The sequence below is a fragment of the Ferroplasma sp. Type II genome, assembly GCF_000496155.1.
The window spans coordinates 1-24,695 of sequence record NZ_KI542693.1; the positions used below are offsets into that span (position 1 = coordinate 1).

A 24,695-nucleotide genomic window follows, 5' to 3' on the forward strand; every position below is an offset into this window, starting at 1 on the left:
ACCAAATTCGGTATCAGCCTTTCTATCTACAGGCGGTAAGCTTATAGCATATATGATACTGCTGAAATTCCTGTTTCTTGGATTTATACCTGACTATAACTATGTATTTTTCTTCTTCGCAATACTTGCTATACTCACAATGACCTACGGAAACCTGGCTGCACTGATGGAGAACAACCTGAAGCGCATACTGGCATATTCAAGCGTTGCACAGGCTGGATACATGATACTGGTATTTGCACTTATAGGTTATTCATATTATCCTGCAGTGCTGGTCTCTAAGGAGATCTTTGTAAGGTTTGCCATAGCATCAGCCATGTTCTATGCAATAGCCTATATATTTATGAAAGCTGGGCCATTCATAGCTATGAGCCTTGTAAAGAAGGACAAGGTAATGATAGATGATATTGCCGGATTGGCAAGGGCATCCAGATGGACTGCACTGTTCTTTGCAATAATGCTCCTTTCACTGGCTGGAGTACCTCTTACTGGAGGATTCATAGCTAAATACTTTCTCTTCTTCTCACTGATAATAGGTAATCTATGGTGGCTTGCAGTTATAGCCATAATAAATAGTGCTATATCCATGTATTACTATTTCAGGATAATCATATATACATACAGGAAAGAGGGTGAGAATAATTTCAATATGGATCCAGGAATAAAGTATAGTGTGATAATAATGGGGTTGATAACACTGGGGCTCGGCGTATCATTTGCTCTTTACACATATCTGGCGGGGATAGCCCTAATATAAGGTGATAAAATGAACACTGAAGATGTAATAGAGATATTTAAAGCATCCGTGGTCAATGGCGATGTGAATGGTGCATACAGTATACTTGAGAAAAACATGAAATTATATGCAAAAAAGGGCTTAAAGGAGAGGGAAGAATTTATGCAGTATCTTTTAAATGCAATGAAGGGAGAAATAACACCAGAAGATCTGTACAAAATATATTCAGATGAGAAATACAATATATTTCCATATATCAGGAATTACAAAGGATATATATTCAGCCTTGTGGACACCTTAAAATATGCCATAAACAGATACAATATAAAATACCCTGAATTTGATGCCAAGAGGTGTAATGATCTATGAGTTATCTGGATTGCTTTAAAAATATCACAGATGCCGATCAGGCGGCTGAAGCCATACATTGCATTCAGAAATGCGGTGAAACGGTTCTATATGATGATACAGAAAAGCGCCTCATACTGTGGCGGGAAATCTATGACAAAAGCCCGGAAGAGCATATGATAAAAATCAGTAAACTTCTGGAAATAAGTTCCAGGGAAACCTATGAAGCTGCAGACAAAAGATACAATTTGACAATGTATTAACTGTATTCAATCTCGGTCTTAAAACCCAGCTCCTTATATTTTTGCATTGTTTCTCTCAGTTTTTTATCATCAAAGTATTTTTCGTTAAAGTTAAGGGACACCACTTTCTTTTCCTTGTTTATTATGGCAAAACCTATTGTTTTGTCTTCGGGCATAATCTCATCGGTCCTTGCATATTGCTCTATGTATTCCTCAAGGCTCTCATCCGGGAGAGGTGAAGTAAGGACTTCTATTAAATCCTTGAAAGAATCCTCAAATCGTGATGCCAGGACGCATATTGTGGCAGGGTGCGTTTCACTCATTTTCAAGTTATACATGACACAGGTAACCATATATTATCTACAGGTAATCTCATTATTTTATATTTCAATTTTGTTTTGGAATACACAAAATTATTGAGGAATCGCAATATGCTTTCTTAAAATAATTGAAGCAAATGCCTATAATATTCCTATTGGTGCTGTGTTGAATAAATATTTAAACCGCTTGTAGTTCGAAGCAGTATTTCCCCTACACTTCCAGTTCCTTCTTCTCGTGATCTGTTATTTCAACATCCCAGTGGTGTACTTCCGCCCTGTTATTCTTCAGGAATTCAACAATAGCTTCACTTGCATCTGTTCTGGTAACAATAACACCATTGGCATACTTCACATATTTATAATTGTCAAGGAATCCTGGTATCCGTTTATGGTACCTGCCATAGTGTGAGGAGTTATTATAACCGTAAAGTTTCCTGTAAAATTTAGAGTAAGAAGCGGGGCTGACTCCATTCTTTGACCGGGGTATCGTGAAAACAATCAGTGTGCCCTTCATATGGGGATTAATCCAAATTCCGATATAAATATATGGCAGTATGCACATACAGTTATAATGCCGAGATGGGGAAAGACTTACAGGGACAAAAGAAACTGGAAGGAATACAATGAGGAACTCGTAATAAGGGGGAAATTCTTCTTTGATTTTGATTTCGTGGATCAGTGGGACTCTGAACTTGAGAAAATGAATCTTGGCAAAAGGGGATCACCATTCCTCTTCCCGGAATCGTTCATGCAGTTCATGATGATATGGCACCAGTATCTGGATTACCGTGGCCTCGAGGGAATGGCAAGATCACTTGTTAATCTTGGGATAATACCAGAATATGGTGATTATACCACCATATGGCACCGCATACATGATAAGATTCCTGACCTTGATATTTCGGGCATACAGTATGCAGAACTCGGTACCGATGGCACTGGAATGAAGACAAACAATGCAGGTTCTTACAGGATAATGAAATATGGAGATCCAGATGCAAGGCAGAGAAAGCATCTTGTTGTTATAATAACAGCAGATGTGAAGACAAAGAAGATCATAGGGATAGAATCACACATAGAGGGTACTGGACCATCTGAACCAGAAACTGCATCCAGGCACATAAAAGAAGCAGTGAAGAGGGGAGTAAATATAAAAACATTCTACGGTGATGGTGCATTCGATGTGAACAATCTCTTCAACCTTACACATTCCATCGGTGCCATACCGGTGATCAAGATCAGGAAGAATGCCTCCACTGACAGGCAAAGGGGATCAAAACACAGAAGAAAGGAGGTAAGGGAATACAGGGAGAAAGGTTACAAACAGTGGGCAGAAGAGAAACATTACGGAATGAGGTGGCCTGGGACTGAAGGAATATTCTCCGCTGTAAAGAGGAAGTTTGGAGAGAACTGTGTAAGCAGGTCTACAGAAGGATTGAAAGCAGAGGGATACCAGAGGCTCTGGGATATATGACTATATAAACCAGAGGGCAAAGATGGAGGTAAAGTGCATGAATTAGGGGCTGAAAAGAAGAATAAAATCAGAGGAAGAGTGAAAAGAGCGGAAATCTGGATATTTGTTCAACAGAGCATCCTATTGGGAAAGTATTAAATAGGTTCAATATATTAATTTTTATGAAATGTTCAACACCTGATTGTTCGGGAGAAATGGAGCCGGCCGGAAACATGAATTTTAGAGTTGGAGGATATACGGGAATAGGGGGAATGTTTTTAGGAGGCTGGAATGATCTAGCAGAAACAACCCAGACTTTTACCTTATACAAATGCACTACATGCGGTAAGGTTGAGCTATATGAACCACAACCAGCCCAGGACGATGCAGGGACGAAGAAACACCATTTCCTTTAACGCTTAAAATAATTTATTGAATCGCTTTTTTCATTTTTCTGTCTGATAATTTTCTTTTGCTTCTTAATTCCGAACGGGTCTATGGATGAATGTGCTTCAGATATTGTGTTTTCTTTTTCACCTTTAATTTTTTGCTTTTCCTTTTCAGTTACCTGTTTCTTTACATTCTTTAGTGCTATACTGTTTCTTACCGGCTTTATTGAATTTCTGTTTCCATTATTATCCTCACTCATAATCATACCTCCTTTATTTTTCCATATAGTAGGAATCAAAGTAATTATACTCAAACTCCATGTGTATTCCTGGTTTGAATCCAGCATCAGTAAATATATTCCTCAGTTCATCATGGCATATTCTTATATCCAGAGGCGGACCCATAGAACTCTTTTTATTGAATTCTATCAGGTATACATTTAAAGGCTTTTTTGAATTATTTATCATAAAATTTAATATATCTTTTCTGCACTCTATATCATGAAAAACTGCTGAAAAGAATATTTTATTGAAGTCTATAATATGGAGCTTGCACATATCCTCATTAACAATCGTGAAATTGCTCATCTCTGTGAGATTTTTTTCAAGGTGCGGTATAACATCGGGGTTACGTTCTACTGCATACACCCTCCCTTTGCTGATCTTATCTGCAAAAATTTTGCTGTAGAAACCATCCCCCGCACCCATGTCTATAATTATATCATCAGGCCTGAGATCCATTTTTTCAATGATTTCATTGTATGGAATATATTTTTCTCTGAAGTCCTTTATCCTTTCATATCTCATTGCATATTTAATAATTATTTGATATTTTAACATTTCCAGTTATATATTATTTTAACATAAAGCAATAAACCGCGAGATTTTTCATTAAGACCAAAAAATTGCACAGGCAAATTATATAATAATAAAAAAATACTCTAACCCTTAAATAATGTATCTCCTTATTCTTTCTATCTTTCCACCATCTTTGCCGAGATAATCTTGAATGCATTAGTCAGGTCTTTCTCATCCAGAATTATAATAGTATCGCTATAAAAAGATATAATATGGAGAATATTTATTCCTGCGCGGTAAAGGAGTAATGTTATAAAATTTATATATCCCTTTGTTTTTTCTATTTCCTCTGGACTTATAATGGTAAGTTGCCCCAGATCTTTTCGTAACTGGATAATTTGGTCATCAGAGAAGAAATTGGCAAAACCCCTTATGGTGTCATTGTCCCCTACAATTGAAAAACAGTTTTTCGTTTCAACCAGGTTAATAGAATTTAATTTTTTTAGATTTCCCACAATCCCTGTTATAATTTTGAGACTGTCATAGCTTTTTTTGACAACGATAAGGGAAATGTTAGATGACATTTCAAGGTTAGACCTGTCAAGAATTTCTGAACTGTATGCAGGCAAGCCATTGGCCTTGTACCTTTTCAGTGCGGCCATTGCCGCATCGAAATCATTTATCTGCGTATTTGCCATAATCTCACGGGCCAGTGCTGAAACATTTATAATTCCTCTGTTCAGGTAATCTTTTATGTCTGGATTCTCATTGATGTACATTCTGACAATTTCTGCGATGTTAACCATTTTATTGTGTATATTCAAATTGTTAAAATAATTTATTAATCCGGAATGAAAAAGATATTAACCAGCTTGAAATTGGGTCATATGTTTGATTATATTCCCACCGTGCTGAGATCACAGGAAATTATAGATAAATCATTTCATAAGGCTTCAAACATAGTGGAACCCTATTTTCCAAAGAAGGAAACAAAGATTCGCAAGGAGGTTACTGACAGGATATCCACCATAGAAAGCATTTCAACAGGGCACCTGGACAAAATTATAAGAAAATTCCCTACAATTGAAACCCTCCATCCCTTTTATTACGATCTAATTGACCTGATGTTTGATGTTGACAGATATAAGCTGAGCCTAGGTAATATTCAGTGGACAACTAGCAAAATAAAGGATTTCAGCACCATTTATATTAAAAAATTGAAGGGAGCCAAAACGATCAATGATATGAACGCCATAATGAAAACATACTATGGCAGGTTCTCATCCCTCATAAACAATATAAGCAAAGATCTGCTTTACCTGGGAGAATGCAGAAATTACCTGCGCAGACTCCCTGGAATTATTACTGATATACCCACATTTATAATAGCGGGAATTCCGAACTCAGGAAAAAGCTCACTCATACAGAAACTTACAGGAACATCTCCTGAGATTGCAAGCTATCCTTTTACCACAAAGGAGATACTTATAGGTTACAAGAACATAGGAATTAGGAGGGTACAATTCATCGATACACCGGGAATTCTTGACCGCCCCATGGAGGATAGGAATGATATTGAAAAAAGGGCAATAATAGCACTTTCAAAGATTGAGGGCACAATACTGTTCCTCTTTGATTATTCAGGAACATCCAAATATACTGAGGAAGAACAGAACAATCTTTTCAGGGAAATCTCAGAAACATTCCCAAATAAAATAATAAGGGTTCAGACAAAAATAGACATAAGCGAAAGGAAGGAAAAAATATGTATATCGTCTGTAAGCTCACAGGGGCTTAAAGAGCTTGATAATGTGGTCATTAAGGAGGTGGAGGATTTTTATGCAGCAAGAAATCAGGAAACAGGTTTTTAAAAACGCATATCTGCACGGTGGCAGGGCTGATATTTCATCAGTTGTTGGTAAATTAATTTCAATAGACCCCAGTGTCAGAAAGGATATGAAGAACCTCATGGCAATGATAAAGAAATATGTTGACGAGGTAAATTCCATGAGCAGAGACCAGCTGGAGGAAATTGTAAACACTGAATACCCAGATATCCTCATAAGGGAAAAAAAGGAAGAAAAGCATGAACTCCCAGAGTTGCCAAATGTTCATGGCAATGTTGTCATGAGAATGGCTCCGTCTCCTTCAGGGCCATTGCACATAGGGCATTCAAGAATGGCCATCCTTAATGATGAATATGTAAGGCGCTACGGAGGAAGACTTATACTGAGGATAGAGGATACAAACCCAGAAAATATAGATCCTGATGCATATAAAATGATACCGGAAGATTTACAATGGCTTGGAGTCAATGTGACTGAAACCGTTATACAGTCCTCAAGAATGGAATTTTATTATTCGGAAGCAAGGCGCATGATTTCAGAAGGCTATATGTACGTTATTGAAGAAAACCAGAAAGAATTTCACGACCTTAAACTAAAAAAAATACCAGTAATGGAACGGGATTCAGAACCATCAGTTAACCTTGAAAAATTTGACAGAATGCTATCCGGCCATTACAACGATGGAGAGGCCGCTTTAGTTATGAAAACAGACATTAATCACCCAAATCCTTCCGTAAGAGACTGGATCGCCTTCAGGATAAACACACATGAACATCCACTAACAGGTTCCAGGTATACAGTATATCCCACCATGAATTTTTCAGTGTCTGTTGATGACCATTATCTTGGACTCACACATGTAATAAGGGGAATAGACCACCTTGTCAACACTGAAAAACAGAAATATGTTTTTATGTACAACAACTGGAAATTACCAGAGTATTTCCATTATGGGTTTATAAGCATACCAGATACAATTTTGAAAACCACAATAATAAAGGAAGGGATAAAATCAGGAAAGTACTCGGGCTGGGACGATATAAGGCTTGGGACACTGGTTGCATTGAAAAAGAGGGGGTATAGACCTGATACTTTCAGAAAATACTGGATAAGTTCCGGAATGAACAAAAGCAATGCCACATTTTCATGGGAAATATTCAATTCCATGGACAGGGAAATAATAGATTATGATACTGAAAGATATTTCTTTGTACCAGAACCTACACCAATCCATATTAAGAATCCATTGGTTCTAAAAAGCCACGCAATGTTACATCCACAGAGGCCTGATTCGGGATTCAGGGAATACGAGCTCCCACCAGATGCTATGATATATTTTCCGGAAGAAGAGTTATCAAAGATTAAAGAAGGGGAAATTATAAGGCTTAAGGATTTATGTGCAGCTATAATGAAAGGAGGGAAACTCCAATACACAAAGGATGAACCAGAAGGCAGGGTAAAGATAATACAGTGGGCTCCTGAAAATTCAGGGGACATGGAAGTATTTCATCCTGATGGAAATATAGACAAAGGAAAAATAGAGCCACTGGCAATGGATAAGCACCAGGTTGTACAGTTAGAGCGCTATGGCTATGTCAATCTCTATGGTACCCGGGCTTATTTTCTTCATAAATAAATATTATAATCTGCAAGGCAGGATATATAATCAATTTACAAGAATAATGAAAAACATATAAGGATAAAAAATCATAAGTCCTAAATCAACATATAGATATTATGAATACCGACGATCAAAGAAATGTCGTATGTGGAGGTGACCCAGAAAATTATCTTAAGGCATATCTAAAGGGTCTTTATTTTGATTTAGACGAAAAGGATGAGATAAAGGTTATTTTTTCACCAGAAAAATTTCCTTTTAACAGGGAAAAATTTGCAGAATTGGTTAAGGCAGCCAAGTTAAATCTTGTCGGTTTCAAAGAGACGAAAAGGGAAAAGGATATTATAATAAGGAAATAATTTATAACTTTCCTGTTTCACTCCCCAATTTGATTGCAATTTTATATAGAAATAGGTGGTCTTTACCTCCCTGTATTATTCCGTAGCACTTTTTTTCATCAAAGCTTATCCTATGAATCTTCAATCTGTTGTATTTCATATCGCTTTCTATAAGTTCCTCACCAAATGAAATTTTCTCCTTAAAAATTTCTGTCTTCTGGCTTATTTCAGCGTCAATAACAAAGTTTGCATCATATGGTATGATACCAGAACGAAATCTATTCGTATTATCATAGTTCAGAATAAATTCTTCCTTATCCTCCATGTGGACGGAAGCTGCGAGTATATGTTTTATTGAGGATGTATTAAATATGCTTACTCTTACATTTCCTCTTTTTCCCTTAAAATAATTCTTGTCAGCAATGAAAATATATGCCTTGTGATTTCTAATTTCAATCCTGTTGAATCCAAGATGTCCGTAACTGTCATATACAAATCCCAGGGCAAGATAATCTGTCTTATTTACAACATCATGGAATAAGGGGAGTGATCTGGACCCATGGAAAACGTGCTTAAATTTCTTACCATCTATTGAATATTTATTTCTTCCCCCGATCTTGTTAACCAACTTTATTTTCTCTATGTATTCATCCACACTGGAGTCCATGAAGAGGTCAGTGTATACCCGCCATCCATTGGCTATTACAGAATTCATGTTGGTAAATAAAATGTGTTTAGTTAAACCTTTACATCAGGCTGGAGATTTTAACGTTGATGTGCGATTCTAGAGGCAATAAAACTTATAACCATTCATAGTATTATAGTAGGATATTATGGATAAAGCTATGGATAATTATGATGCATCACAAATACAGATTCTCGAAGGCCTTAAGGCAGTTAGAAAATTGCCGGGAATGTATATAGGTTCAACCGGACCTGACGGGCTCCATCACATGGTATACGAGGTTGTTGACAACTGTATAGACGAGGCTATGGCTGGCTACGGATCCGATATAAATATAGTAATATATAAAGACGGATCCATATCCATCGAAGATGATGGGAGGGGAATACCAGTTGATATCCACCCCAAGTATAATAGGCCTGGCCTTGAAATAGTTATGACAGAGCTTCACAGTGGAGCAAAGTTTGACAAGAAAGTATATAAAGTAACAGGTGGTTTGCATGGCGTTGGTGTCCACGTTGTCAACGCATTGTCCGAGTACTTAATTGCCCTTATAAAAAAAGGGGATAAGATTTACTATGAGAAATTCAAGCAGGGAATTCCAGCTACTGGCCTAAAGACGATGGATGTATCTGAAAAATCTATGGATCCGGAAATTAGGGATATAGATATGAAATATCCGGAACATGGGACAATTATAAAGTTCTACCCCGATTCGACCATTTTTGATACAATTGATTTTTCATATCAGGTTATTTCACAACGAATAATGGACTTAGCTTTCCTTAATTCCAACATAACAATAGAACTTACGGATTTAAGATCGGGAAAACACGAAAAATTCCATTTTGATGGCGGACTGACAGAGTACGTTCAATTTCTTGATCAGGGAAAGGAAGTTGTAAACAGAGAACCTATTTACTGCCATGAGGAATATAAAGAATACGTCGTCGAATTTGCATTACAATACATCGATGGAGTAAGCGGAACCGAGGAAAGTTTTGTTAACAATATAAAGACACCAGAGGGCGGTACCCATATGACCGGATTCCATACGGGAATTTCCAGAGCCGTGATCGAATATGCCAAGTCAAAAAATCTGATAAAAGGTGTAAGTGCACTGACTGGAGATGATACCAGGGAAGGCCTTACTGCTGTATTACACGTTAAAATGTTCAATCCACAGTTTGAGGGGCAAACAAAGGAAAAACTTGGCAATTCTGCAGTGAAAAGCATTGTATCATCAATTGTCGAGAAATATCTCAAGGATTATTTTGAATCATATCCTCCCATTGCTGATACAATAATAAAAAGAGTTCTAGCAGCTGCGGCGGCAAGGGAAGCATCCAGAAAGGCGAAGGAGCTTGTAAGGAGAAAGACTGCTTTGGAAGGCAGCACGTTGCCGGGAAAATTGGCGGATTGTTCGTCCAATGACTCTGAAAGGACTGAGGTATATATAGTGGAAGGAGATTCTGCCGGTGGTTCTGCAAAGCAGGCTAGAAACAGGGAATATCAGGCCATCCTTCCCTTAAGGGGAAAAATATTGAATGTTGAAAAGTCAAATGATAATAAAGCACTTGAAAATGAGGAAATCAAGAATCTCATTACCGCAATAGGAACCAATATAAAGGATAAGTTTGATATTAAAAATCTCCGTTACGGAAAGATAATCATAATGACAGATGCCGATGTAGACGGTGCCCACATAAGAACGCTCCTTCTCACATTCTTTTACAGGTTTATGAACGAATTGATTCAGGGAGGGCATGTGTATTTTGCCCAGCCACCACTGTTTAGGGTACAGAAAGGAAATGATATTGTGTATGTTTTCAGCGAGGATGAAAAAGACAAGGCAGTGGCAAAAATGGGAAAGAATGTGGTAATACAACGTTTCAAAGGTCTTGGGGAAATGAATCCAGAACAGCTCTGGGAAACCACAATGAACCCGGAAACCAGAAAACTGGTCCAGGTAAGTATTGAGGATGCATTATATGCCGACCAGCTTTTCAATATACTTATGGGGGAAAAAGTGGAGCCAAGAAGGAAATTCATAGAGGAAAATGCAAAATATGTTCAGAATCTTGACATATAGGTGGAATAAATGTTATTAAGGCCAATTGAAGAAGAAATTAAAACATCGTATCTCGATTATGCGATGAGTGTAATAGTTAGCAGAGCAATTCCTGATTTTAGGGATGGTCTAAAGCCAGTGCAAAGGAGAATTATATATTCTATGTACGAACTTGGGGTTACCCATGAGAAACCATATAAAAAATCTGCACGTATTATTGGAGAAACCATGGGTAAATACCATCCCCATGGAGACTCTTCTATATATGAAGCACTAGCCAGAATGGCACAGGATTTCTCGTTACGTTACCCGCTTATAGACGGGCAGGGAAATTTCGGATCCATAGATGGAGATGCCCCAGCAGCTATGAGATATACGGAAGCCAGGCTTGGTAGAATGGCCGAGGAAATGGTAAGGGACATAGAAAAGGAAACGGTTGCATTCAGCCCCAACTTTGACGGCTCTCTTGATGAGCCCGTGTATTTCCCCTCAAGGATACCACAGCTCCTGATAAATGGTACATCTGGAATAGCCGTAGGAATGGCTACTAATATGGTTCCACACAACTTGTCTGAAATCTCGGATGCCATAATGTATGGAATAGATCATCCAGAATGCAGTGTAGAAGACTTGCTTAAATTTGTCAAGGGCCCTGATTTTCCAGGAGGGGGAGTCCTTTACAGGAATACGGATTTGCTCAATATATATAGAACAGGCCGTGGAAAGGTATTCTGCCAGGGGGAAATAGATGACGAAGAAAAGAAAAAAATAATAATAAAAACCCTACCATATGGAGTTAACAAGGCTCTGTACATACAGAATGTTGCAGAACAGGTCAAGAATGGAATAATAAACAACATATCCGATATAAGGGATGAAAGCGACAGGCACGGCATAAGAATTGTAATAAAGGTAAAAAATGATGAAAGTAAAGCTCTAACTATAAACCAACTATATGAACACACACCACTGGAAACCACAATTGGGGTCAACAACCTTCTTCTACTGAATAATGAACCAAAGGTAATGGCACTGGATGAGATGATTCTGGGCTTTATTAATTTTAGGCTTGAAATTATAAAGAAACGTTCTGTATTTGAAGTAAACAAGCTGATGGATAGAGAACACATACTTTCCGGATTGGTAATTGCCCTTGAAAATATAGATCTTGTGATCAAAATAATCAGGTCATCCGATACCGGTGAAATAGCTAAAAATTCACTGATGTCCCAATTATCTCTTTCAGAGAAACAGGCAATCGCTATACTGGATATGAGATTGCAACGCCTTACAGGCCTTGAAATAAGAAAAATAAAGGACGAATTAATCAATATCAAGGAAAATATAACAAGGCTGAATGAGATAATAAGAAATGAATCAGCTAGACGGGATGTTTTAAAGCAGGAAACTCTGGAAATTAAAAAGCAGTTCGGAGATGACAGGAGAACAAAGATTCTCAACAGAGATATCAATGAGCGCAATGATGAGGATCTCATTCCCAATGAGGAATCAATAATGATCCTGAGTGAAAATGGACTGTTGAAAAGGGTATCCTCAGAAGAATACAACGTTCAGAAAAGAGGTGGAAAGGGCATCATTACTGCCACCAGGAAGGAAGATACAGTCCGGAGCATACTTTCCTGTATGTCCCATGATATGATATATTTCTTTACAAATACTGGAAGAGTGTTAAAGACTAAAGCATATACAATAGAGAAAAAATCCCGGACATCTCTTGGAAGTGTTGGAGCTACATTCCTAAAAATGAATGAAAATGAGAAAATCAAGCAGATCATGAAATCTCCAGAAAGCTCACAGAGTTTTCTTATAATAATAACTAAGAAAGGTTTCATTAAGAGAACACCTGTAAAAGAAATACTTGATATGAGGGAATCTGGTTTGAAGATTATAAAGCTCGATGAAGAGGATGAGGTTGTATCTGTTATGGATCTTGAAAAACCCTCAAAGATATTTGTTGCGGCTAGCAATAATAAGGCTGCGGTATTCCTGAGCGATGAGGTTTCTGTTACTGGTAGGGCGTCAAGGGGAGTAAAGTCTATGAGGCTCAACGGTGCAGAGGTAATAAACTCATTCCTTGTTGATGACAATGATACTGTTATGAGCATAACCGAGAACGGAATTGGGAAAAGGACAATAATAACAGATTTCTCAATACATCATAGGGGTTCATCAGGCAACCTGATCTTTAAGGAAAATGAAAGAACAGGATCACTGGTGACAGCATTGCCTGTTGGAGATTCACAGGAAGTTCTTATAGTGACGAGAAACAACAAGACAATCAGGTTGAATTCCGATGAAATAAAAATACAGTCCCGTGTCACGTCTGGTGTAAAGCTTATAAACGTGGGTGACGACGATCTTGTTGTCGCGGCATCCGTCCTTTAAAATTTTATATTAATTATTATCATATTACCACTGGAACTATATTATTTATTGCTAAATTATTTATTAATATTGTTATCGAAATATATATATATATATATTCATACATTTATATCATTATGAATAAAAGGAAGGTGATAATAGGTGTGTTGATGGCAGCAATATTTGTAATGGTGGCTTTTGTTCCTTTAACAAATACTATTCCCACTGATAAAGGCAATGCAGGTGCTAATAGTATTTCACCACAGATCGCCATAAGCAAATATGTTATAAATAAATCTCCTGCTGCAAAGGGCAATATAAATTCAAACATATCAAATAAAATCGCAATATCATTTTCCACCTGGTACATAAAGAATCATGCTCAGGACAAACTCCCTCCAATATCATCAAAAACTGGGTCTATGCTATTCAGAGAATATCTTAACCAATCAATAGCAGGAAAGGCATATATTATGAGACTTACAAATATTGAGAAATCCTCATTCAATTACAGCAACAGGATGGCAGTGAATTCTGTTGAATCAATCCTGCATACTGGACATAATGTTCCATCTAAAATACAAACTGGCAATTCAACTTCTTATGTTATTCACATAAAGCCGGACCTTCCTGGTGGTGTAACATCAGACAGTGGAACCTGGGTAATGGTTTCCATTAACTATTTTGTATATCATGCACCGTGGTGGCTTGGCGGGTGGACATATACATACGGTGAACATGATGTTATCAACATGCTGTATGGCGGAAGTTCAGCTCAAAAATTATATAATAGCATCGAACACGATTTAACGATTGCAGGCATTGCTGATGCTTTAAGTGGAGTATTATATGCTGTATTTGCAGCAGCCTTAACGTCGGCTGTTCCCTCAGCGGGGTCGTCACTTTTAATCGCAAGTATAGTATCGGCAGTATTGATTGCGGGTGCTGGCATATCAGCATTGATATTGTCTAATGATTATACAAAATTATACGAATCAACATACGCTAATGAGCCTACTGGAAATAAATACATATGGAACTATCTGAATATAGATTATTATTATCCAAACAATCCCGTCACATCTGTTGATTCTTCCATAGGATTAGAGGGAAAGCTTTCAAATGGCAACTCAATGACCATTATACCAAACATCGCATTTGGATATAGTTTCATCGTAAATCCAACTGCGAGTTTATCATGGGAATTACTGGTGAGCGACTATTCTGAATGGGCACACGCTATAGCGAATAAAATAGGCACAAACAATTGGGGGTCTAACTAACTATGTATAATTTTTCATCTATATATCTTTATATTTGTATTTTGGTATTTGGGTTTGCCATAACTCTTCTAACTATGAGATTTTCGATTAATTGGCATAATAAAAAATATTCTGATTTTAGAAAATCATTTTTGCTAGTCGATGGAGTGGTATGGTTAATATTCGGCTTTATTTTCTTGTTTATTTATCTCTTTAAGTATTATATTTATATGAGTATAATAGTTGCTATAGGTTTACTTATATCTTCTCTCTTGTTGTTAAAAATCCACTCTACCTATTTTAAAAAAGGCAAATATATTGGAAAATAATATAATTGTATTCCTTTGCACAGAGTATAAATGGATAATTAAATTTAGTAACCTCCTCTCTCAACTTTCGAAGAAAACTTCCAACTTCAAAGGTTACTGGCAAAATCACCATGGGTTTGAATTATACAAGGTCAGAGGTGGTCTGTCTTTCATCCTAAGCCATCTGACTTTACGGATACTGGCACGTATGAAGCAATATGCAATTTTATGTAATATGACAGCAAAAACAAGAAAAAATTTATAAAAATCCTCCGTAGGTCAATTCAAATATATGATACTGTATATTTTATTTAATAGCCCGACAATATACATGTTACTGATTGATAACATCCCTTTTTACTATATATAAACATTTATAACTTGAATTTAAAGGCTTAAAAATTTTTTAATAATCTCTTTTATGATAATTGCCTGTATTACGTCTCGATCTGGATTCGTTTCCCCTTCTGGATGGTGTCCTTCTATCCCTTCCCTGTGAAGGTCTTCTGGGTCTGCTATGGTAATCTGGTTCCCTGGCAGTTTCTTCGTTATCTCTGAACTGTGCTATAAGATGCCCGTAATTTATATCGGTATATTCGGTTTCAAGGTTTACATCTATTTTCTCCATTTTTATCTTGTTTCTTCTCTGTATGCTCTGTATAAGAGATTTCTGATCTGCATCGAAAATAGTCATGGCTCTTCCGTTCTTGCCCATCCTGCCTGACCTTCCAACTCTGTGTGCATAGGTTTCAGTGCTATCAGGGGCATCAAAATTTATTATATCCGTTATGTTTGGTATATCAAGCCCACGGGCTGCTACATTTGTTGCCACCAGAATACCTGCGTCCATATGCCTGAAATCGTTTATAGACCTCTCACGGGCGTGTTGCTTCATTCCCCCATGAATCAGTATATTGTTAAATCCAGACCTAGATAGTATAAGATTCAACAGATCACCTGATCTTTGTGTCTTCACAAAAACTATGGCCTTTCTGGAATCGTAATTATGGATATATGACATTAATGTGGAGAACTTGTCAAATTTCTCAGACATGGTATAAAGATGCTGAATGGATTCCGGTATTGCCTCTTCACCACCGGCACTTACAAATTCAGGGGATTTCATAAAGTTCTTTGCCATGGTTTTAACTTCAGAGGGCAATGTTGCAGATAATAATATGGTCTGCCTGTCCTCGGAGGTATATGATATGATTTTCTTTATGTCATCTATAAATCCCATATCCAGCATCAGATCAGCTTCATCCAGTACAAGATATTTGACATGATCAAGTTTTAGATATCCCTGATTATGCAAATCCAATATTCTTCCTGGTGTTCCCACAACAATATCTGACCCAGGAAGTTCATCAATCTGTCTGCTTATTGATGCTCCTCCATAGACCATTGTTGATTTGATATTAGATGGTTTCCCGAATCTTGTTGCCACCCTATATGTCTGTAGCGCCAGTTCTCTTGTTGGCAATACTATTATGGCCTTTATATTCTTTCCTTTCATTGTTTCTATTGCATTCATAACCGGCAACAGATAAGCCGCTGTTTTTCCAGAACCGGTTTTGGATCGGATAATGACATCCTTTCCGCTAAGTACAACAGGGATTGCCTTTTCCTGTATTTCTGTTGGTTCCGTAAACTTCATTAAGCTTAATGATTTCTTTAAATTTTCAGATATATTCATATTTTCAAAACTAGACAATTTTAACACTTCTTTCTATATATGATATTACGATATATAGTTAATTATATCGATATGACTACAATCTAAATTCATGTATAGTCATTTCTGTTCACTATATTTTTCGGAGTGCCATGTAAATAAGCCAGAACATTGTCAAATGCCAGCTCTACTGGAACCATCATGAAGTTTTTTGAAAGTCCGGCAACATGTGGTGTCACAATAACGTTTTCTGGAATACTGCCTGTAATTTCTGGTTCTCCCCACCAGACGTCAGTAAGAAACCATTTATTTTTGTTTTCGTTCAAGAATTGTATCATGCCATCTCTGTCTACTATTTCAGACCGTCCAACGTTCACTATTATATCTCCCTTAACCATGGATAGAAAATTATAATCCACCATTCCTCTTGTATATCTGTTTAATGGTAGCGTTATTGCCACTATATCAGAATTCCTGGCAACATATTCACTGTCCTTTGTGAAAATGTCCAGTTCAGGATATGTTCTTTCAGCTCTTCCCAACCCAATTGTGTGCATTCCAAAGGCTTTGGCACGTTTGGCAATTTCCCTGCCAATGCCCCCGTAACCAAGAATTCCAATGGTTTCACCATAGAGTGAATTACCAGGTTCTCTTTTATATACCCTATTCTTTATATTTGCATCCGATTGGCATATATTTTTGTATTTTGCCAGAATCAACGCAAAGGCATGTTCGGCCACCGGTATAGACCATGCGTCGGCATTGCTGCATATCTCAATTTTGCTGTCAATCTTCTTGAAGTCCAGATGGTTAACACCTGCCGATATGCTCTGCATGAACACTGTTTTTTTCCCAGGAACAGCCTTTCCAGCAAATACCACTATTTCGGCATCATCTGAAAATCCCCTGACTATGCTGCATCCTGTCCTTTTTTTCAGATCCTCTATGAAATTGTCTGGTATGGACAATCCAGAAAAGTTAGCTTGAAGGCTTATTATCATGAAACTTTAGCCTAAAATGTTATTAATAGTTTACCGGGCAAACTAATATTTTTAGGGCATAATTAATCGGCAATTGCTATAATACGAATTCTAGTTTATACGTAAAGTATTAATAATTAACTTATATATAATTTTATGATAATGAAAGATTCTGAGAGAACAGAATACTTTGACAAAATTGCCATAGAAATCTCAAAAAAGTACAAGGGCAAGATACAGACAATATCGAAAGTTCCAATAACCGGTCTGCAGGATTTTTCTTCACTGTACACACCGGGTATAGCTGCAGTTTCAAAAAAAATACAGGCTGAAAAGGAATTAGTTTACGATCTGACCGGTAAATGGAATTCTGTGGCAATACTTACTGATGGCACAAGAGTGCTCGGAATAGGAAATGTGGGGCCGGAAGCCGCCATACCTGTAATGGAAGGAAAGGCGCTGCTCTTTAATTATCTGGGTGGTGTAAATGCCATTCCAATACCCCTTGTTGTAAACAACAACGATGAATTTATTGCAGCTGCAAAGGCAATACAACCATATTTTGGAGGATACAATCTTGAAGATATACAGTCACCCAGATGTTTTTTCCTTCTGGAAAGCCTCCAGAAATCAATGGAGATTCCAGTGTGGCATGATGATCAGCTGGGCACCGCATCTATAATTCTTGCAGGAGCCATAAATGCCTTAAGGGTTCTTAACAAGAAGAAAGAGGATGTAAAAATTGTATTCAACGGCGCCGGGGCTGCCAATATAGCTGCTATATACCTCTTCGAAGCTGCCGGTTTTGATAAGGGAAATATAATTGCAATAGATTCAAAGGGGATTATAGAGCCAGGCAGGGAGGATATTGATGCCTTAATGTTCAAAAACCCATGGAAATATAAAATAGCTCTTGGGACAAACAGAGAAAGGATTAAGGGAGATGCTGCCAACGCCTTTAAAGGCGCTGACATGGTAATATCGGCATCAATTTCCCAGCCGGGAACGATCAAAAATGAATGGGTAAAATCCATGAACAAAGATCCAGTGATATTTGCACTTGCGAATCCACTGCCGGAGATATGGCCCGGAGAAGCCAAGAAAGCAGGTGCCAGAATTGTAGCAACAGGAAGAAGTGATTTCCCTAACCAGATAAATAACAGCATGGTATTTCCCGGAGTTTTCCGCGGAGTTCTTGATGCGAGGTCAAGGGGGGTGAATTTCGGTATTATGGTTGCTGCCTCCTATGCAATTGCCGATTTTGTTGAGAATCCCAATGAGGAACATATAGTACCCTCCATGGAGGATTTTGAACTGTTTCCAAGGGTTGCATCTATAGTTGCCAGAAAATGTGTTGAATCAGGGCTTGCCAGAAAAACCGACTCTACGGAGGGATTTTACAGGGAAGCTTCGGAGATTATAAATAACAACAGGAAAGTATACAATAAGTTATTCGATATGTAAGGTGATCAAAAAATGGTTAATATAAGATTAATGGAAAAAAAGGATATAGAGGGAGTAATGGAGCAGCTTTTAAGGTTGAAGCATCTCAATGAGGAATTTGACCCACTTCTGAAAGTATCAATAGGAAATGAAAAGGAAATATCTGAAAAACTCACAAAGATTATAGAGGATAAGGATGACCACATAAATCTGGTTGCTGAGGAAGGCAACAGGGTAATAGGCATGATAATGTCAGATATTGTGTTCAGAATCTATTATGATCCCAAATATGAGGCAAGGATCAGAGAGTTCTATGTGATGCCGGAGTTCAGGAGCAAGGGAATTGGAATGAAACTGATCGAAAAATTGAAGGAAATTGCAGCACAGAGAAATATAAAAATGGTAACTGCAGAATTTCCATCACTTAACCTACTTGCCTCCAATTTCTATAAAAGCATCGATTTTAAGGAACTCATAAAAATTTATTCGAAAATTAATTAAAATATTAATTTTTAGTATTCAAGGCAATATATTTTAATATATTTCCAGTTTTGACATAGTTCAGCTCTGCGTTTGTATTGATCAGCGCCTTTCCTTTAAGTGTTTTTCCGTTAATTTTAATACTCAATTCTTTTCCTATTGAGATATTGTTTATTCCTTCTATGTCGACAATTTCATCACCTTTAAGGTCTGGCAGGGTATCAACCTGTACCGGAACTATTCCCATATCCACAAGATTACTTCTGTGGATTCTCTCGAAACTTTCAGCAATCACGGCCTTTACGCCCAGAAGTGCAGTTACCTTTGCTGCCCAGTCCCTGGAACTCCCTGATCCGTACTGTTTCCCTGCGAATATTACAAGCGGCACATTGTTTTCCTTATATTTCATGGCTGCATCATAGAAGCTCATTTCTTTGGCGTCTGGATAATATACGGTGTTGCCCCCACTTTTTGCAACCATAAGGTTTCTTATCTTTGGATTGGAAAAGCCTCCACGGATCATTACTTCATGGTTTCCGCGGCGGGCGCCGAATGTGTTCATTTCGTCCACTCCAAGTGATAGAAGGTATTTTCCGGCAACAGAATCCTTAGAAATTGGCCCTGCAGGTGATATATGGTCTGTTGTTATTTTGTCACCGAATATTGCAAATATTCTCCCATTTTTGATGTCCCTAACAGGTTCCATGTACATCCATGGTGGCATTTTGATATATGAAGAATCACCCTTGAAATTAAACAATGTTCCTCCAGTTGATTCCATCGATTCCCAGTTGGCATCACCTTTGAAAACATCTGAATATTCCTGCCTGTAAACCTCCGGATCCATGGCAAGGTGGAAGTACTCCTTAATCTCATCATTTGTGGGCCATATATCCTTTAGATAAACTGGTTTTCCGCTGTCTGTCCCTATGGGATCTTTTGTCAGGTCAATATCCATTCTTCCTGCTATAGAAAATGCAACTACAAGCATGGGTGATGCCAGGAAGGCACCGGCTATGTATGGATTTATCCTGCCCTCAAAATTCCTGTTTCCGCTAAGCACTGCAAAGGTCTTTACATTGTTTTCCAGAATATCGTTCTGTACCTCTGGAATCAAAGGCCCGGCATTTCCTATACATGTGGTGCACCCGTATCCGACAAGCTCGAACCCTATTTTATTTAGATATTCCATAAGTCCGGCCTTTTCAAGGTATTCTGTTACAACCCTGGATCCCGGGGCAAGGCTAGTTTTTATGGTCTGTGCCGGGACAAGGTGGTGCTGGACTGCCTTCTTTGCAAGCAATCCTGCTCCCAGGAGGACAAAGGGATCTGATGTGTTGGTACAGCTTGTTATGGCTGAAAGCACAACTGCACCGTTTTTAACCAGTCTTCCATTATTTCCACCCTTGATTATTTCCTCTATTTTTCCCTTTACGTCCTCTATGTTTACCAGTTCATCCGGGTTCTTTGGTCCGGCAACTGCGCTCTTTATTGCTGAGAGGTCAATTTCAACAGTTTCACTGTATTTCTTTGGACCATTGTAGAATAGCCCCTGTTCCTTGAAATATTTCTCAACATATTCGGTGTTGCGGTCAGTCCCCTGAAGATATTTCAGTGTCTCACTGTCCACAGGGAAGTATCCAATTGTTGCCCCATATTCCGGTGCCATGTTTGAGATTGTGGCCCTGTCCTGGGCTGTGAGTGCCGAAATATTTCCATAGAATTCCACGAATTTGCCCACAACATTTTTTGACCTGAGGGTTTTTGTGATATACAATACCACATCTGTCGGGGTAATGCCAGTCTGCATATTCCCCTTTATATTCACACCCACAACTTCAGGAACATTCATGAAATAGGGTTCATTCAGCATGGAAGCCTCAGCCTCTAAACCACCAACTCCCCAGCCAAGGACACCTATGCCCCCTATCATAGTTGTATGGGAATCTGCACCTATAAGGCTCTCTGGAAATATTTCATCTTTCTCAATTACAGCGACCGAAGATAAATATTCCAGATTAATCTGGTGGACTATTCCATGTCCTGGAGGAACAATCCTTACATTTTTAAATGACTGCTGTGACCATTTCAGGAAATCATACCTTTCCACATTTCTACTGAATTCATCCTTCATGTTCAGTATTATGGGCTCATTTCCCCTGAAAGAATCAACTATTATGGAATGGTCTATCACAAGGTCTGATTTAGTTGCAGGATTAACGTCATCAGGATTTAATTTATTTTCCCTGTAATACTCCCGCATTGCTGCCAGGTCAACAAGTATTGGAACACCAGTATAATCCTGGAAAATCACCCTGGAAGGTTTGAATGCCATTTCAGACCCCGATTTTAGCTTTGCAATATTCTCTATGGAACGATCATCAATGTCCACACCATCATAGTTTCTTAAAACATTTTCAAGCATGATTTTAAAGGAATATGGGAGGCTATCAATATCATACTTTCCCGCAAGTTGTGACAGTGGATAGTATTTAAGGTTCCGACCGTTTATGTTAATTGTTTTATGCTGTATATTCATAAATTGTAAGGCAAAGATGCTATTTTAATATTTTTATGAAGCAATTATTATCTTAACAATTTTATATGTGGCCGATAGCTTTCAGACTTCCAAAAGGAACAGATACAAACACGCTCAACAAATTTGTAAGGGGCCTCTATGGACAGGATTCAAAATTATGGGCCGAGAAGTGCAAGTTCCATAGAAATGGGATACTGGAAGAGATCCAATTCAGGAAGTTCATAATGGGAGTGATAATAATACAGGATCTGGAGAAAATTATATCATACCTTACTAAGTATAAGGCCGAATACTATATGGGAACTGTCACCTTCGCTCCGGAAAGTGATGCTGACAGGGGAGTATGCTAGGGGAATATTGTTCCAAAGTCACCGGCAAAGCAAGACTTTTATATCAACAATTCATTGTAGTTTTATGCAACTTACCGTTTCAGAATTGAGAAAAATAATCCAAAATTTCATGAAAGAACAATTTGAGGTTGAAAAATTTAGGATAAATTCTGCAATTCCAAATGAGACGAACAAAACTTGGACATTGCTTATTTCATACAATATGGAAATTAGTCAGTCAGTTGAATTTCATGATCTGAAGTTAGAGCCCAAACTCAGCCTTGCTAAATCATGCTTTGTTATAATTGATGATGAAAAAAAGCAAGTTTATTGGTGGTACGAAGCTTAAAGAGTTTAAGTAGAATGGGTATTATTACTGAAATCATAGAGATAGTTCGAACCAACGCTTCTAAAAAAGTTGAGGCACTCATTGATACTGGCGCTGAAGGCAACTATATTAGCGAAAGAAGTTCTAAAGAATTTGAAAGGATAGGGATATCGGGCCTTCGTGAAACATACGTGTCCGTCGCCGGATCAAGAGAAAAAGAATTAAAGTTTGCCTTCATATTTAAGGAAGTTAAAATGCTTAACGCAATGTTATCTGAACCAGAGTTTATCATTCTTGACGGAATCGATTATGACGCAATAATTGGAGTGGAAGTATTACAAATAATGGGTTTATCAATTGATATGAGAGCTGACCGACTAAAGTGAATTTTTTTCAGGCATTCGCTTAAAACTTTAATCATATCCCGACCGGTGCATTCTGATAAAAATCCTTTTTATTCTATTGACGTACCGATAAATTCCGGGAAATGTGATGTATTAGTGAGATCACAGTTCACCTCCATATTAATAGATATTAAAAATTGCATCATCCGATTTTAGCAAAATCTTAATCATTTTTGTCCAGTGAATCATAGAGCACCCCGGCTCTTTATTACATTTTCTGTTAAGGTATAATATTTATTGTCGGGACCAATGCAAAACTTATATATTCTGAAGGATTACATAAATATGCAAAAACTTGAATCTATTGTGCCAATTATAACGCCATTTACTGAAAATAAAGTTGATAAGGGTCTGGCAGTACAGCACGGAGAAGATGTCCTTAAGGGCGGAATAAAATATGTATTTCTGGCAGGAAGCACCGGACTTGGTCCGTCACTTGTGGAATCTGAAAAGCTTGTTCTGCTTGATGCCTTTGCCCATGTGCCCGATAATGTTATACTCCAGTGCGGTTCCCTGAATCTTGAAGAATCAATAAATCTAGCAAGAAACGCAAAAAAATACAAGATACATGCTGTGGCTGCACTGCCTCCATACTATTTCACCGGAATGAAGAGAGAATGGATAATAAAATATTATACAAAAATTTCTGCGGAATATCAGACTATTATCTATAATTATCCTGACACAACAGGGTACAATATTACATATGACATGATTAATGATATAAAAAAGGCCGGCGGTAATGTAATCGGAATCAAGGAAACAACGTTTAACATGAATGACATACTGAATACTAAAATGTATGTTCCCAATTTCAGTGTGTATACAGGCCCGGATCAGTATATACTTTCTGCGTACAGACTTAGGCTTGATGGCTATGTTTCTGGCGCTGGCAATTATGGCTATAAAATCATAAAAAAGATAGAAGAGAATTATGATAACAATGATGGCGACAGGTATCAGTTCCTGCTCAACGAACTTTCTGCACTATCCAGAAAATACGGGACAATGTCATCAATATATGATATGGTGGAAATAATGACTGGGATAAAATCCGGAAGCCCCAGGGAACCTTTCTTTAAACTCGCTCCTGAGGAAAAGGGCGCACTGGAAAAAGAAATGAATGAGGTATTCAAAAAATATAATTTTAAGCCTTAAGATTTGTTTTCTATTTCTGCATATGGAAGTACATTTCCATTTATATTTTTGAATTTTACATGGATTTCCAGTCCAATTTCCGGGTTGTTTCCAGAAATGTCCATATAGGCACGGAAACCATCGTTTAGGCTAATTATACCATAATACCCCTTGTTGAATTCAGTGAAACTGTATATTTCACCCTTGCCAGAAGACTGCATAATTTCAATGGCAGATCCACCGCAAAAAGGACAATTGTCCCTAGGATAATAGTAAATATTGCCACAGTGCTGACACTTTATGTAGGGTAGTACATCCTTTGAGAAACTGTAGTTATATGCCGTATAAATCTCATTAAGTTTCATCTAACTCCTCCCGGAATGCCCATCTTCTTTAGATATGTGAGGAATTGTGTAGTGAACTCCAATCCCTTACCATATTTCACCAGTTTAACCTTTTTTATGCTTATATCCATTTTCATTTCTCCCCCTTTTATAATGATTGATTTTCTATGTGTGTATGTATTTCCCCGATCTAACTTCTGCCTTTCTTTCATGTTTTTAAAGACTCCTGATCAACT

General features: G+C 37.7%; 27 protein-coding genes and 1 pseudogene. 17 read left to right on the plus strand and 11 right to left on the minus strand.

Features of this window, described 5'->3' with window-relative positions; all coding sequences use genetic code 11:
* The 3 genes from AMDU4_RS02425 to AMDU4_RS02435 all read left to right on the plus strand — a co-directional run.
* Positions 1-757 (plus strand): NADH-quinone oxidoreductase subunit N (locus tag AMDU4_RS02425; RefSeq protein ID WP_021786392.1); only part of this gene is annotated, 757 nt, incomplete at its 5' end.
* A gap of 9 nt (positions 758-766) precedes the next feature.
* A complete protein-coding gene (locus AMDU4_RS02430) occupies positions 767-1,105 on the plus strand; it encodes a hypothetical protein (protein ID WP_021786393.1) in 339 nt (112 codons plus the stop codon).
* Positions 1,102-1,347 carry a hypothetical protein gene (locus AMDU4_RS02435; protein ID WP_021786394.1) on the plus strand — a complete coding sequence of 82 codons (246 nt, stop codon included), beginning with the start codon at positions 1,102-1,104 and terminating at the stop codon, positions 1,345-1,347. Before AMDU4_RS02430 ends, AMDU4_RS02435 begins: the two co-directional genes overlap by 4 nt.
* Here AMDU4_RS02435 and AMDU4_RS02440 read toward each other — a convergent pair.
* The gene (locus tag AMDU4_RS02440) at positions 1,344-1,679 is read right to left on the minus strand and encodes a TA0956 family protein (protein WP_021786395.1); all 336 of its coding nucleotides are present in this window, start codon (positions 1,677-1,679) and stop codon (positions 1,344-1,346) included. The genes AMDU4_RS02435 and AMDU4_RS02440 overlap by 4 nt on opposite strands.
* A gap of 178 nt (positions 1,680-1,857) precedes the next feature.
* Entirely contained in the window at positions 1,858-2,160 is a 303-nt protein-coding gene (locus AMDU4_RS02445) for a hypothetical protein (protein ID WP_021786396.1), read from the minus strand.
* Between the two features lie 57 nt (positions 2,161-2,217).
* Between AMDU4_RS02445 and AMDU4_RS02450 the strand changes: the two are divergent.
* A pseudogene (locus AMDU4_RS02450) lies at positions 2,218-3,166 on the plus strand (IS5 family transposase).
* Between the two features lie 115 nt (positions 3,167-3,281).
* Positions 3,282-3,515 carry a hypothetical protein gene (locus tag AMDU4_RS02455; protein ID WP_021786398.1) on the plus strand — a complete coding sequence of 78 codons (234 nt, stop codon included), beginning with the start codon at positions 3,282-3,284 and terminating at the stop codon, positions 3,513-3,515.
* Here AMDU4_RS02455 and AMDU4_RS02460 read toward each other — a convergent pair.
* From AMDU4_RS02460 to AMDU4_RS02470, 3 genes are all read right to left on the minus strand, one after another.
* Complete coding sequence (locus AMDU4_RS02460; RefSeq protein ID WP_290703963.1) at positions 3,512-3,748, minus strand: hypothetical protein; 237 nt, start codon at positions 3,746-3,748, stop codon at positions 3,512-3,514. The two genes, AMDU4_RS02455 and AMDU4_RS02460, sit on opposite strands and share 4 nt — an antisense overlap.
* Positions 3,749-3,761: 13 nt before the next feature.
* Positions 3,762-4,295: an rRNA adenine N-6-methyltransferase family protein gene (locus AMDU4_RS02465; RefSeq protein WP_290703966.1), complete on the minus strand. Its 534-nt coding sequence runs from the start codon at positions 4,293-4,295 to the stop codon at positions 3,762-3,764.
* Positions 4,296-4,462: 167 nt separating this feature from the next.
* Positions 4,463-5,092, minus strand: coding sequence for a hypothetical protein (locus tag AMDU4_RS02470; RefSeq protein ID WP_021786401.1), 630 nt, complete (start codon positions 5,090-5,092; stop codon positions 4,463-4,465).
* An 81-nt stretch (positions 5,093-5,173) separates the two neighbouring features.
* Between AMDU4_RS02470 and AMDU4_RS02475 the strand changes: the two genes are divergently transcribed.
* The 3 genes from AMDU4_RS02475 (at position 5,174) to AMDU4_RS02485 (ending at position 8,110) form a co-directional block, all read left to right on the plus strand.
* Positions 5,174-6,157: a GTPase gene (locus AMDU4_RS02475; protein ID WP_290703969.1), complete on the plus strand. Its 984-nt coding sequence runs from the start codon at positions 5,174-5,176 to the stop codon at positions 6,155-6,157.
* Positions 6,126-7,769: a glutamate--tRNA ligase gene (locus AMDU4_RS02480; RefSeq protein ID WP_021786403.1), complete on the plus strand. Its 1,644-nt coding sequence runs from the start codon at positions 6,126-6,128 to the stop codon at positions 7,767-7,769. The genes AMDU4_RS02475 and AMDU4_RS02480 overlap by 32 nt, the downstream gene beginning before the upstream one ends.
* Positions 7,770-7,870: 101 nt before the next feature.
* Entirely contained in the window at positions 7,871-8,110 is a 240-nt protein-coding gene (locus tag AMDU4_RS02485) for a hypothetical protein (RefSeq protein WP_021786404.1), read from the plus strand.
* A gap of 1 nt (position 8,111) precedes the next feature.
* On the opposite strand, the gene AMDU4_RS02490 is transcribed toward AMDU4_RS02485, so the two are convergent.
* Positions 8,112-8,804, minus strand: coding sequence for a hypothetical protein (locus tag AMDU4_RS02490; RefSeq protein ID WP_021786405.1), 693 nt, complete (start codon positions 8,802-8,804; stop codon positions 8,112-8,114).
* A 118-nt stretch (positions 8,805-8,922) separates the two neighbouring features.
* On the opposite strand from AMDU4_RS02490, the gene gyrB reads away from it, so the two are divergent.
* The 3 genes from gyrB to AMDU4_RS02505 all read left to right on the plus strand — a co-directional run bounded on the left by gyrB (position 8,923) and on the right by AMDU4_RS02505 (position 14,513).
* A complete protein-coding gene (gene gyrB / locus AMDU4_RS02495; RefSeq protein WP_021786406.1) occupies positions 8,923-10,866 on the plus strand; it encodes a DNA topoisomerase (ATP-hydrolyzing) subunit B in 1,944 nt (647 codons plus the stop codon).
* A 9-nt stretch (positions 10,867-10,875) separates the two neighbouring features.
* Positions 10,876-13,251 (plus strand): DNA gyrase subunit A, encoded by a 2,376-nt coding sequence (gyrA, locus tag AMDU4_RS02500; RefSeq protein ID WP_021786407.1) that lies wholly within the window; start codon positions 10,876-10,878, stop codon positions 13,249-13,251.
* Positions 13,252-13,367: 116 nt separating this feature from the next.
* On the plus strand, positions 13,368-14,513 hold the full coding sequence (locus AMDU4_RS02505; RefSeq protein ID WP_021786408.1) for a hypothetical protein: 1,146 nt from the start codon (positions 13,368-13,370) through the stop codon (positions 14,511-14,513).
* A gap of 693 nt (positions 14,514-15,206) precedes the next feature.
* Here the strand turns inward: AMDU4_RS02505 and AMDU4_RS02510 are convergent.
* Positions 15,207-16,457 carry a DEAD/DEAH box helicase gene (locus AMDU4_RS02510; protein WP_290703972.1) on the minus strand — a complete coding sequence of 417 codons (1,251 nt, stop codon included), beginning with the start codon at positions 16,455-16,457 and terminating at the stop codon, positions 15,207-15,209.
* A gap of 128 nt (positions 16,458-16,585) precedes the next feature.
* On the minus strand, positions 16,586-17,476 hold the full coding sequence (locus AMDU4_RS02515; protein WP_021786411.1) for a 2-hydroxyacid dehydrogenase: 891 nt from the start codon (positions 17,474-17,476) through the stop codon (positions 16,586-16,588).
* A 135-nt stretch (positions 17,477-17,611) separates the two neighbouring features.
* Between AMDU4_RS02515 and AMDU4_RS02520 the strand changes: the two genes are divergently transcribed.
* Entirely contained in the window at positions 17,612-18,919 is a 1,308-nt protein-coding gene (locus AMDU4_RS02520) for an NADP-dependent malic enzyme (RefSeq protein WP_021786412.1), read from the plus strand.
* A 12-nt stretch (positions 18,920-18,931) separates the two neighbouring features.
* Positions 18,932-19,399, plus strand: coding sequence for a GNAT family N-acetyltransferase (locus AMDU4_RS02525; RefSeq protein WP_021786413.1), 468 nt, complete (start codon positions 18,932-18,934; stop codon positions 19,397-19,399).
* Between the two features lie 4 nt (positions 19,400-19,403).
* Here AMDU4_RS02525 and acnA read toward each other — a convergent pair whose 3' ends face one another.
* Positions 19,404-21,917, minus strand: coding sequence for an aconitate hydratase AcnA (gene acnA, locus AMDU4_RS02530; protein WP_021786414.1), 2,514 nt, complete (start codon positions 21,915-21,917; stop codon positions 19,404-19,406).
* Positions 21,918-21,982: 65 nt separating this feature from the next.
* Here acnA and AMDU4_RS02535 point away from each other — a divergent pair, with 65 nt between their 5' ends.
* From AMDU4_RS02535 to AMDU4_RS02550, 4 genes are all read left to right on the plus strand, one after another.
* Positions 21,983-22,267 (plus strand): hypothetical protein, encoded by a 285-nt coding sequence (locus tag AMDU4_RS02535; protein ID WP_021786415.1) that lies wholly within the window; start codon positions 21,983-21,985, stop codon positions 22,265-22,267.
* Positions 22,268-22,331: 64 nt separating this feature from the next.
* On the plus strand, positions 22,332-22,595 hold the full coding sequence (locus tag AMDU4_RS02540) for a hypothetical protein (RefSeq protein ID WP_021786416.1): 264 nt from the start codon (positions 22,332-22,334) through the stop codon (positions 22,593-22,595).
* Complete coding sequence (locus AMDU4_RS02545; protein WP_290704002.1) at positions 22,580-22,960, plus strand: aspartyl protease family protein; 381 nt, start codon at positions 22,580-22,582, stop codon at positions 22,958-22,960. The genes AMDU4_RS02540 and AMDU4_RS02545 overlap by 16 nt, the downstream gene beginning before the upstream one ends.
* Before the next feature lie 303 nt (positions 22,961-23,263).
* Complete coding sequence (locus AMDU4_RS02550; protein ID WP_290703975.1) at positions 23,264-24,136, plus strand: dihydrodipicolinate synthase family protein; 873 nt, start codon at positions 23,264-23,266, stop codon at positions 24,134-24,136.
* Here AMDU4_RS02550 and AMDU4_RS02555 read toward each other — a convergent pair.
* Both AMDU4_RS02555 and AMDU4_RS02560 read right to left on the minus strand, forming a co-directional pair.
* The gene (locus AMDU4_RS02555) at positions 24,133-24,480 is read right to left on the minus strand and encodes a Zn-ribbon domain-containing OB-fold protein (RefSeq protein ID WP_021786419.1); all 348 of its coding nucleotides are present in this window, start codon (positions 24,478-24,480) and stop codon (positions 24,133-24,135) included. The genes AMDU4_RS02550 and AMDU4_RS02555 overlap by 4 nt on opposite strands.
* Positions 24,477-24,671, minus strand: coding sequence for a hypothetical protein (locus AMDU4_RS02560; RefSeq protein WP_021786420.1), 195 nt, complete (start codon positions 24,669-24,671; stop codon positions 24,477-24,479). The genes AMDU4_RS02555 and AMDU4_RS02560 overlap by 4 nt, the downstream gene beginning before the upstream one ends.
* Positions 24,672-24,695 lie beyond the last annotated feature (24 nt).

Excerpts from the sequence above, each read along its gene's own strand:
- AMDU4_RS02430 (WP_021786393.1), top strand. The coding sequence starts at position 767 with ATGAACACTGAAGATGTAATAGAGATATTTAAAGCATCCGTGGTCAAT.
- AMDU4_RS02435 (WP_021786394.1), top strand. The coding sequence starts at position 1,102 with ATGAGTTATCTGGATTGCTTTAAAAATATCACAGATGCCGATCAGGCG.
- AMDU4_RS02440 (WP_021786395.1), bottom strand. The coding sequence starts at position 1,679 with ATGGTTACCTGTGTCATGTATAACTTGAAAATGAGTGAAACGCACCCT.
- AMDU4_RS02445 (WP_021786396.1), bottom strand. The coding sequence starts at position 2,160 with ATGAAGGGCACACTGATTGTTTTCACGATACCCCGGTCAAAGAATGGA.
- AMDU4_RS02455 (WP_021786398.1), top strand. The coding sequence starts at position 3,282 with ATGAAATGTTCAACACCTGATTGTTCGGGAGAAATGGAGCCGGCCGGA.
- AMDU4_RS02460 (WP_290703963.1), bottom strand. The coding sequence starts at position 3,748 with ATGAGTGAGGATAATAATGGAAACAGAAATTCAATAAAGCCGGTAAGA.
- AMDU4_RS02465 (WP_290703966.1), bottom strand. The coding sequence starts at position 4,295 with ATGAGATATGAAAGGATAAAGGACTTCAGAGAAAAATATATTCCATAC.
- AMDU4_RS02470 (WP_021786401.1), bottom strand. The coding sequence starts at position 5,092 with ATGGTTAACATCGCAGAAATTGTCAGAATGTACATCAATGAGAATCCA.
- AMDU4_RS02475 (WP_290703969.1), top strand. The coding sequence starts at position 5,174 with ATGTTTGATTATATTCCCACCGTGCTGAGATCACAGGAAATTATAGAT.
- AMDU4_RS02480 (WP_021786403.1), top strand. The coding sequence starts at position 6,126 with ATGCAGCAAGAAATCAGGAAACAGGTTTTTAAAAACGCATATCTGCAC.
- AMDU4_RS02485 (WP_021786404.1), top strand. The coding sequence starts at position 7,871 with ATGAATACCGACGATCAAAGAAATGTCGTATGTGGAGGTGACCCAGAA.
- AMDU4_RS02490 (WP_021786405.1), bottom strand. The coding sequence starts at position 8,804 with ATGAATTCTGTAATAGCCAATGGATGGCGGGTATACACTGACCTCTTC.
- gyrB (WP_021786406.1), top strand. The coding sequence starts at position 8,923 with ATGGATAAAGCTATGGATAATTATGATGCATCACAAATACAGATTCTC.
- gyrA (WP_021786407.1), top strand. The coding sequence starts at position 10,876 with ATGTTATTAAGGCCAATTGAAGAAGAAATTAAAACATCGTATCTCGAT.
- AMDU4_RS02505 (WP_021786408.1), top strand. The coding sequence starts at position 13,368 with ATGAATAAAAGGAAGGTGATAATAGGTGTGTTGATGGCAGCAATATTT.
- AMDU4_RS02510 (WP_290703972.1), bottom strand. The coding sequence starts at position 16,457 with ATGAAGTTTACGGAACCAACAGAAATACAGGAAAAGGCAATCCCTGTT.
- AMDU4_RS02515 (WP_021786411.1), bottom strand. The coding sequence starts at position 17,476 with ATGATAATAAGCCTTCAAGCTAACTTTTCTGGATTGTCCATACCAGAC.
- AMDU4_RS02520 (WP_021786412.1), top strand. The coding sequence starts at position 17,612 with ATGATAATGAAAGATTCTGAGAGAACAGAATACTTTGACAAAATTGCC.
- AMDU4_RS02525 (WP_021786413.1), top strand. The coding sequence starts at position 18,932 with ATGGTTAATATAAGATTAATGGAAAAAAAGGATATAGAGGGAGTAATG.
- acnA (WP_021786414.1), bottom strand. The coding sequence starts at position 21,917 with ATGAATATACAGCATAAAACAATTAACATAAACGGTCGGAACCTTAAA.
- AMDU4_RS02535 (WP_021786415.1), top strand. The coding sequence starts at position 21,983 with ATGTGGCCGATAGCTTTCAGACTTCCAAAAGGAACAGATACAAACACG.
- AMDU4_RS02540 (WP_021786416.1), top strand. The coding sequence starts at position 22,332 with ATGCAACTTACCGTTTCAGAATTGAGAAAAATAATCCAAAATTTCATG.
- AMDU4_RS02550 (WP_290703975.1), top strand. The coding sequence starts at position 23,264 with ATGCAAAAACTTGAATCTATTGTGCCAATTATAACGCCATTTACTGAA.
- AMDU4_RS02555 (WP_021786419.1), bottom strand. The coding sequence starts at position 24,480 with ATGAAACTTAATGAGATTTATACGGCATATAACTACAGTTTCTCAAAG.
- AMDU4_RS02560 (WP_021786420.1), bottom strand. The coding sequence starts at position 24,671 with ATGAAAGAAAGGCAGAAGTTAGATCGGGGAAATACATACACACATAGA.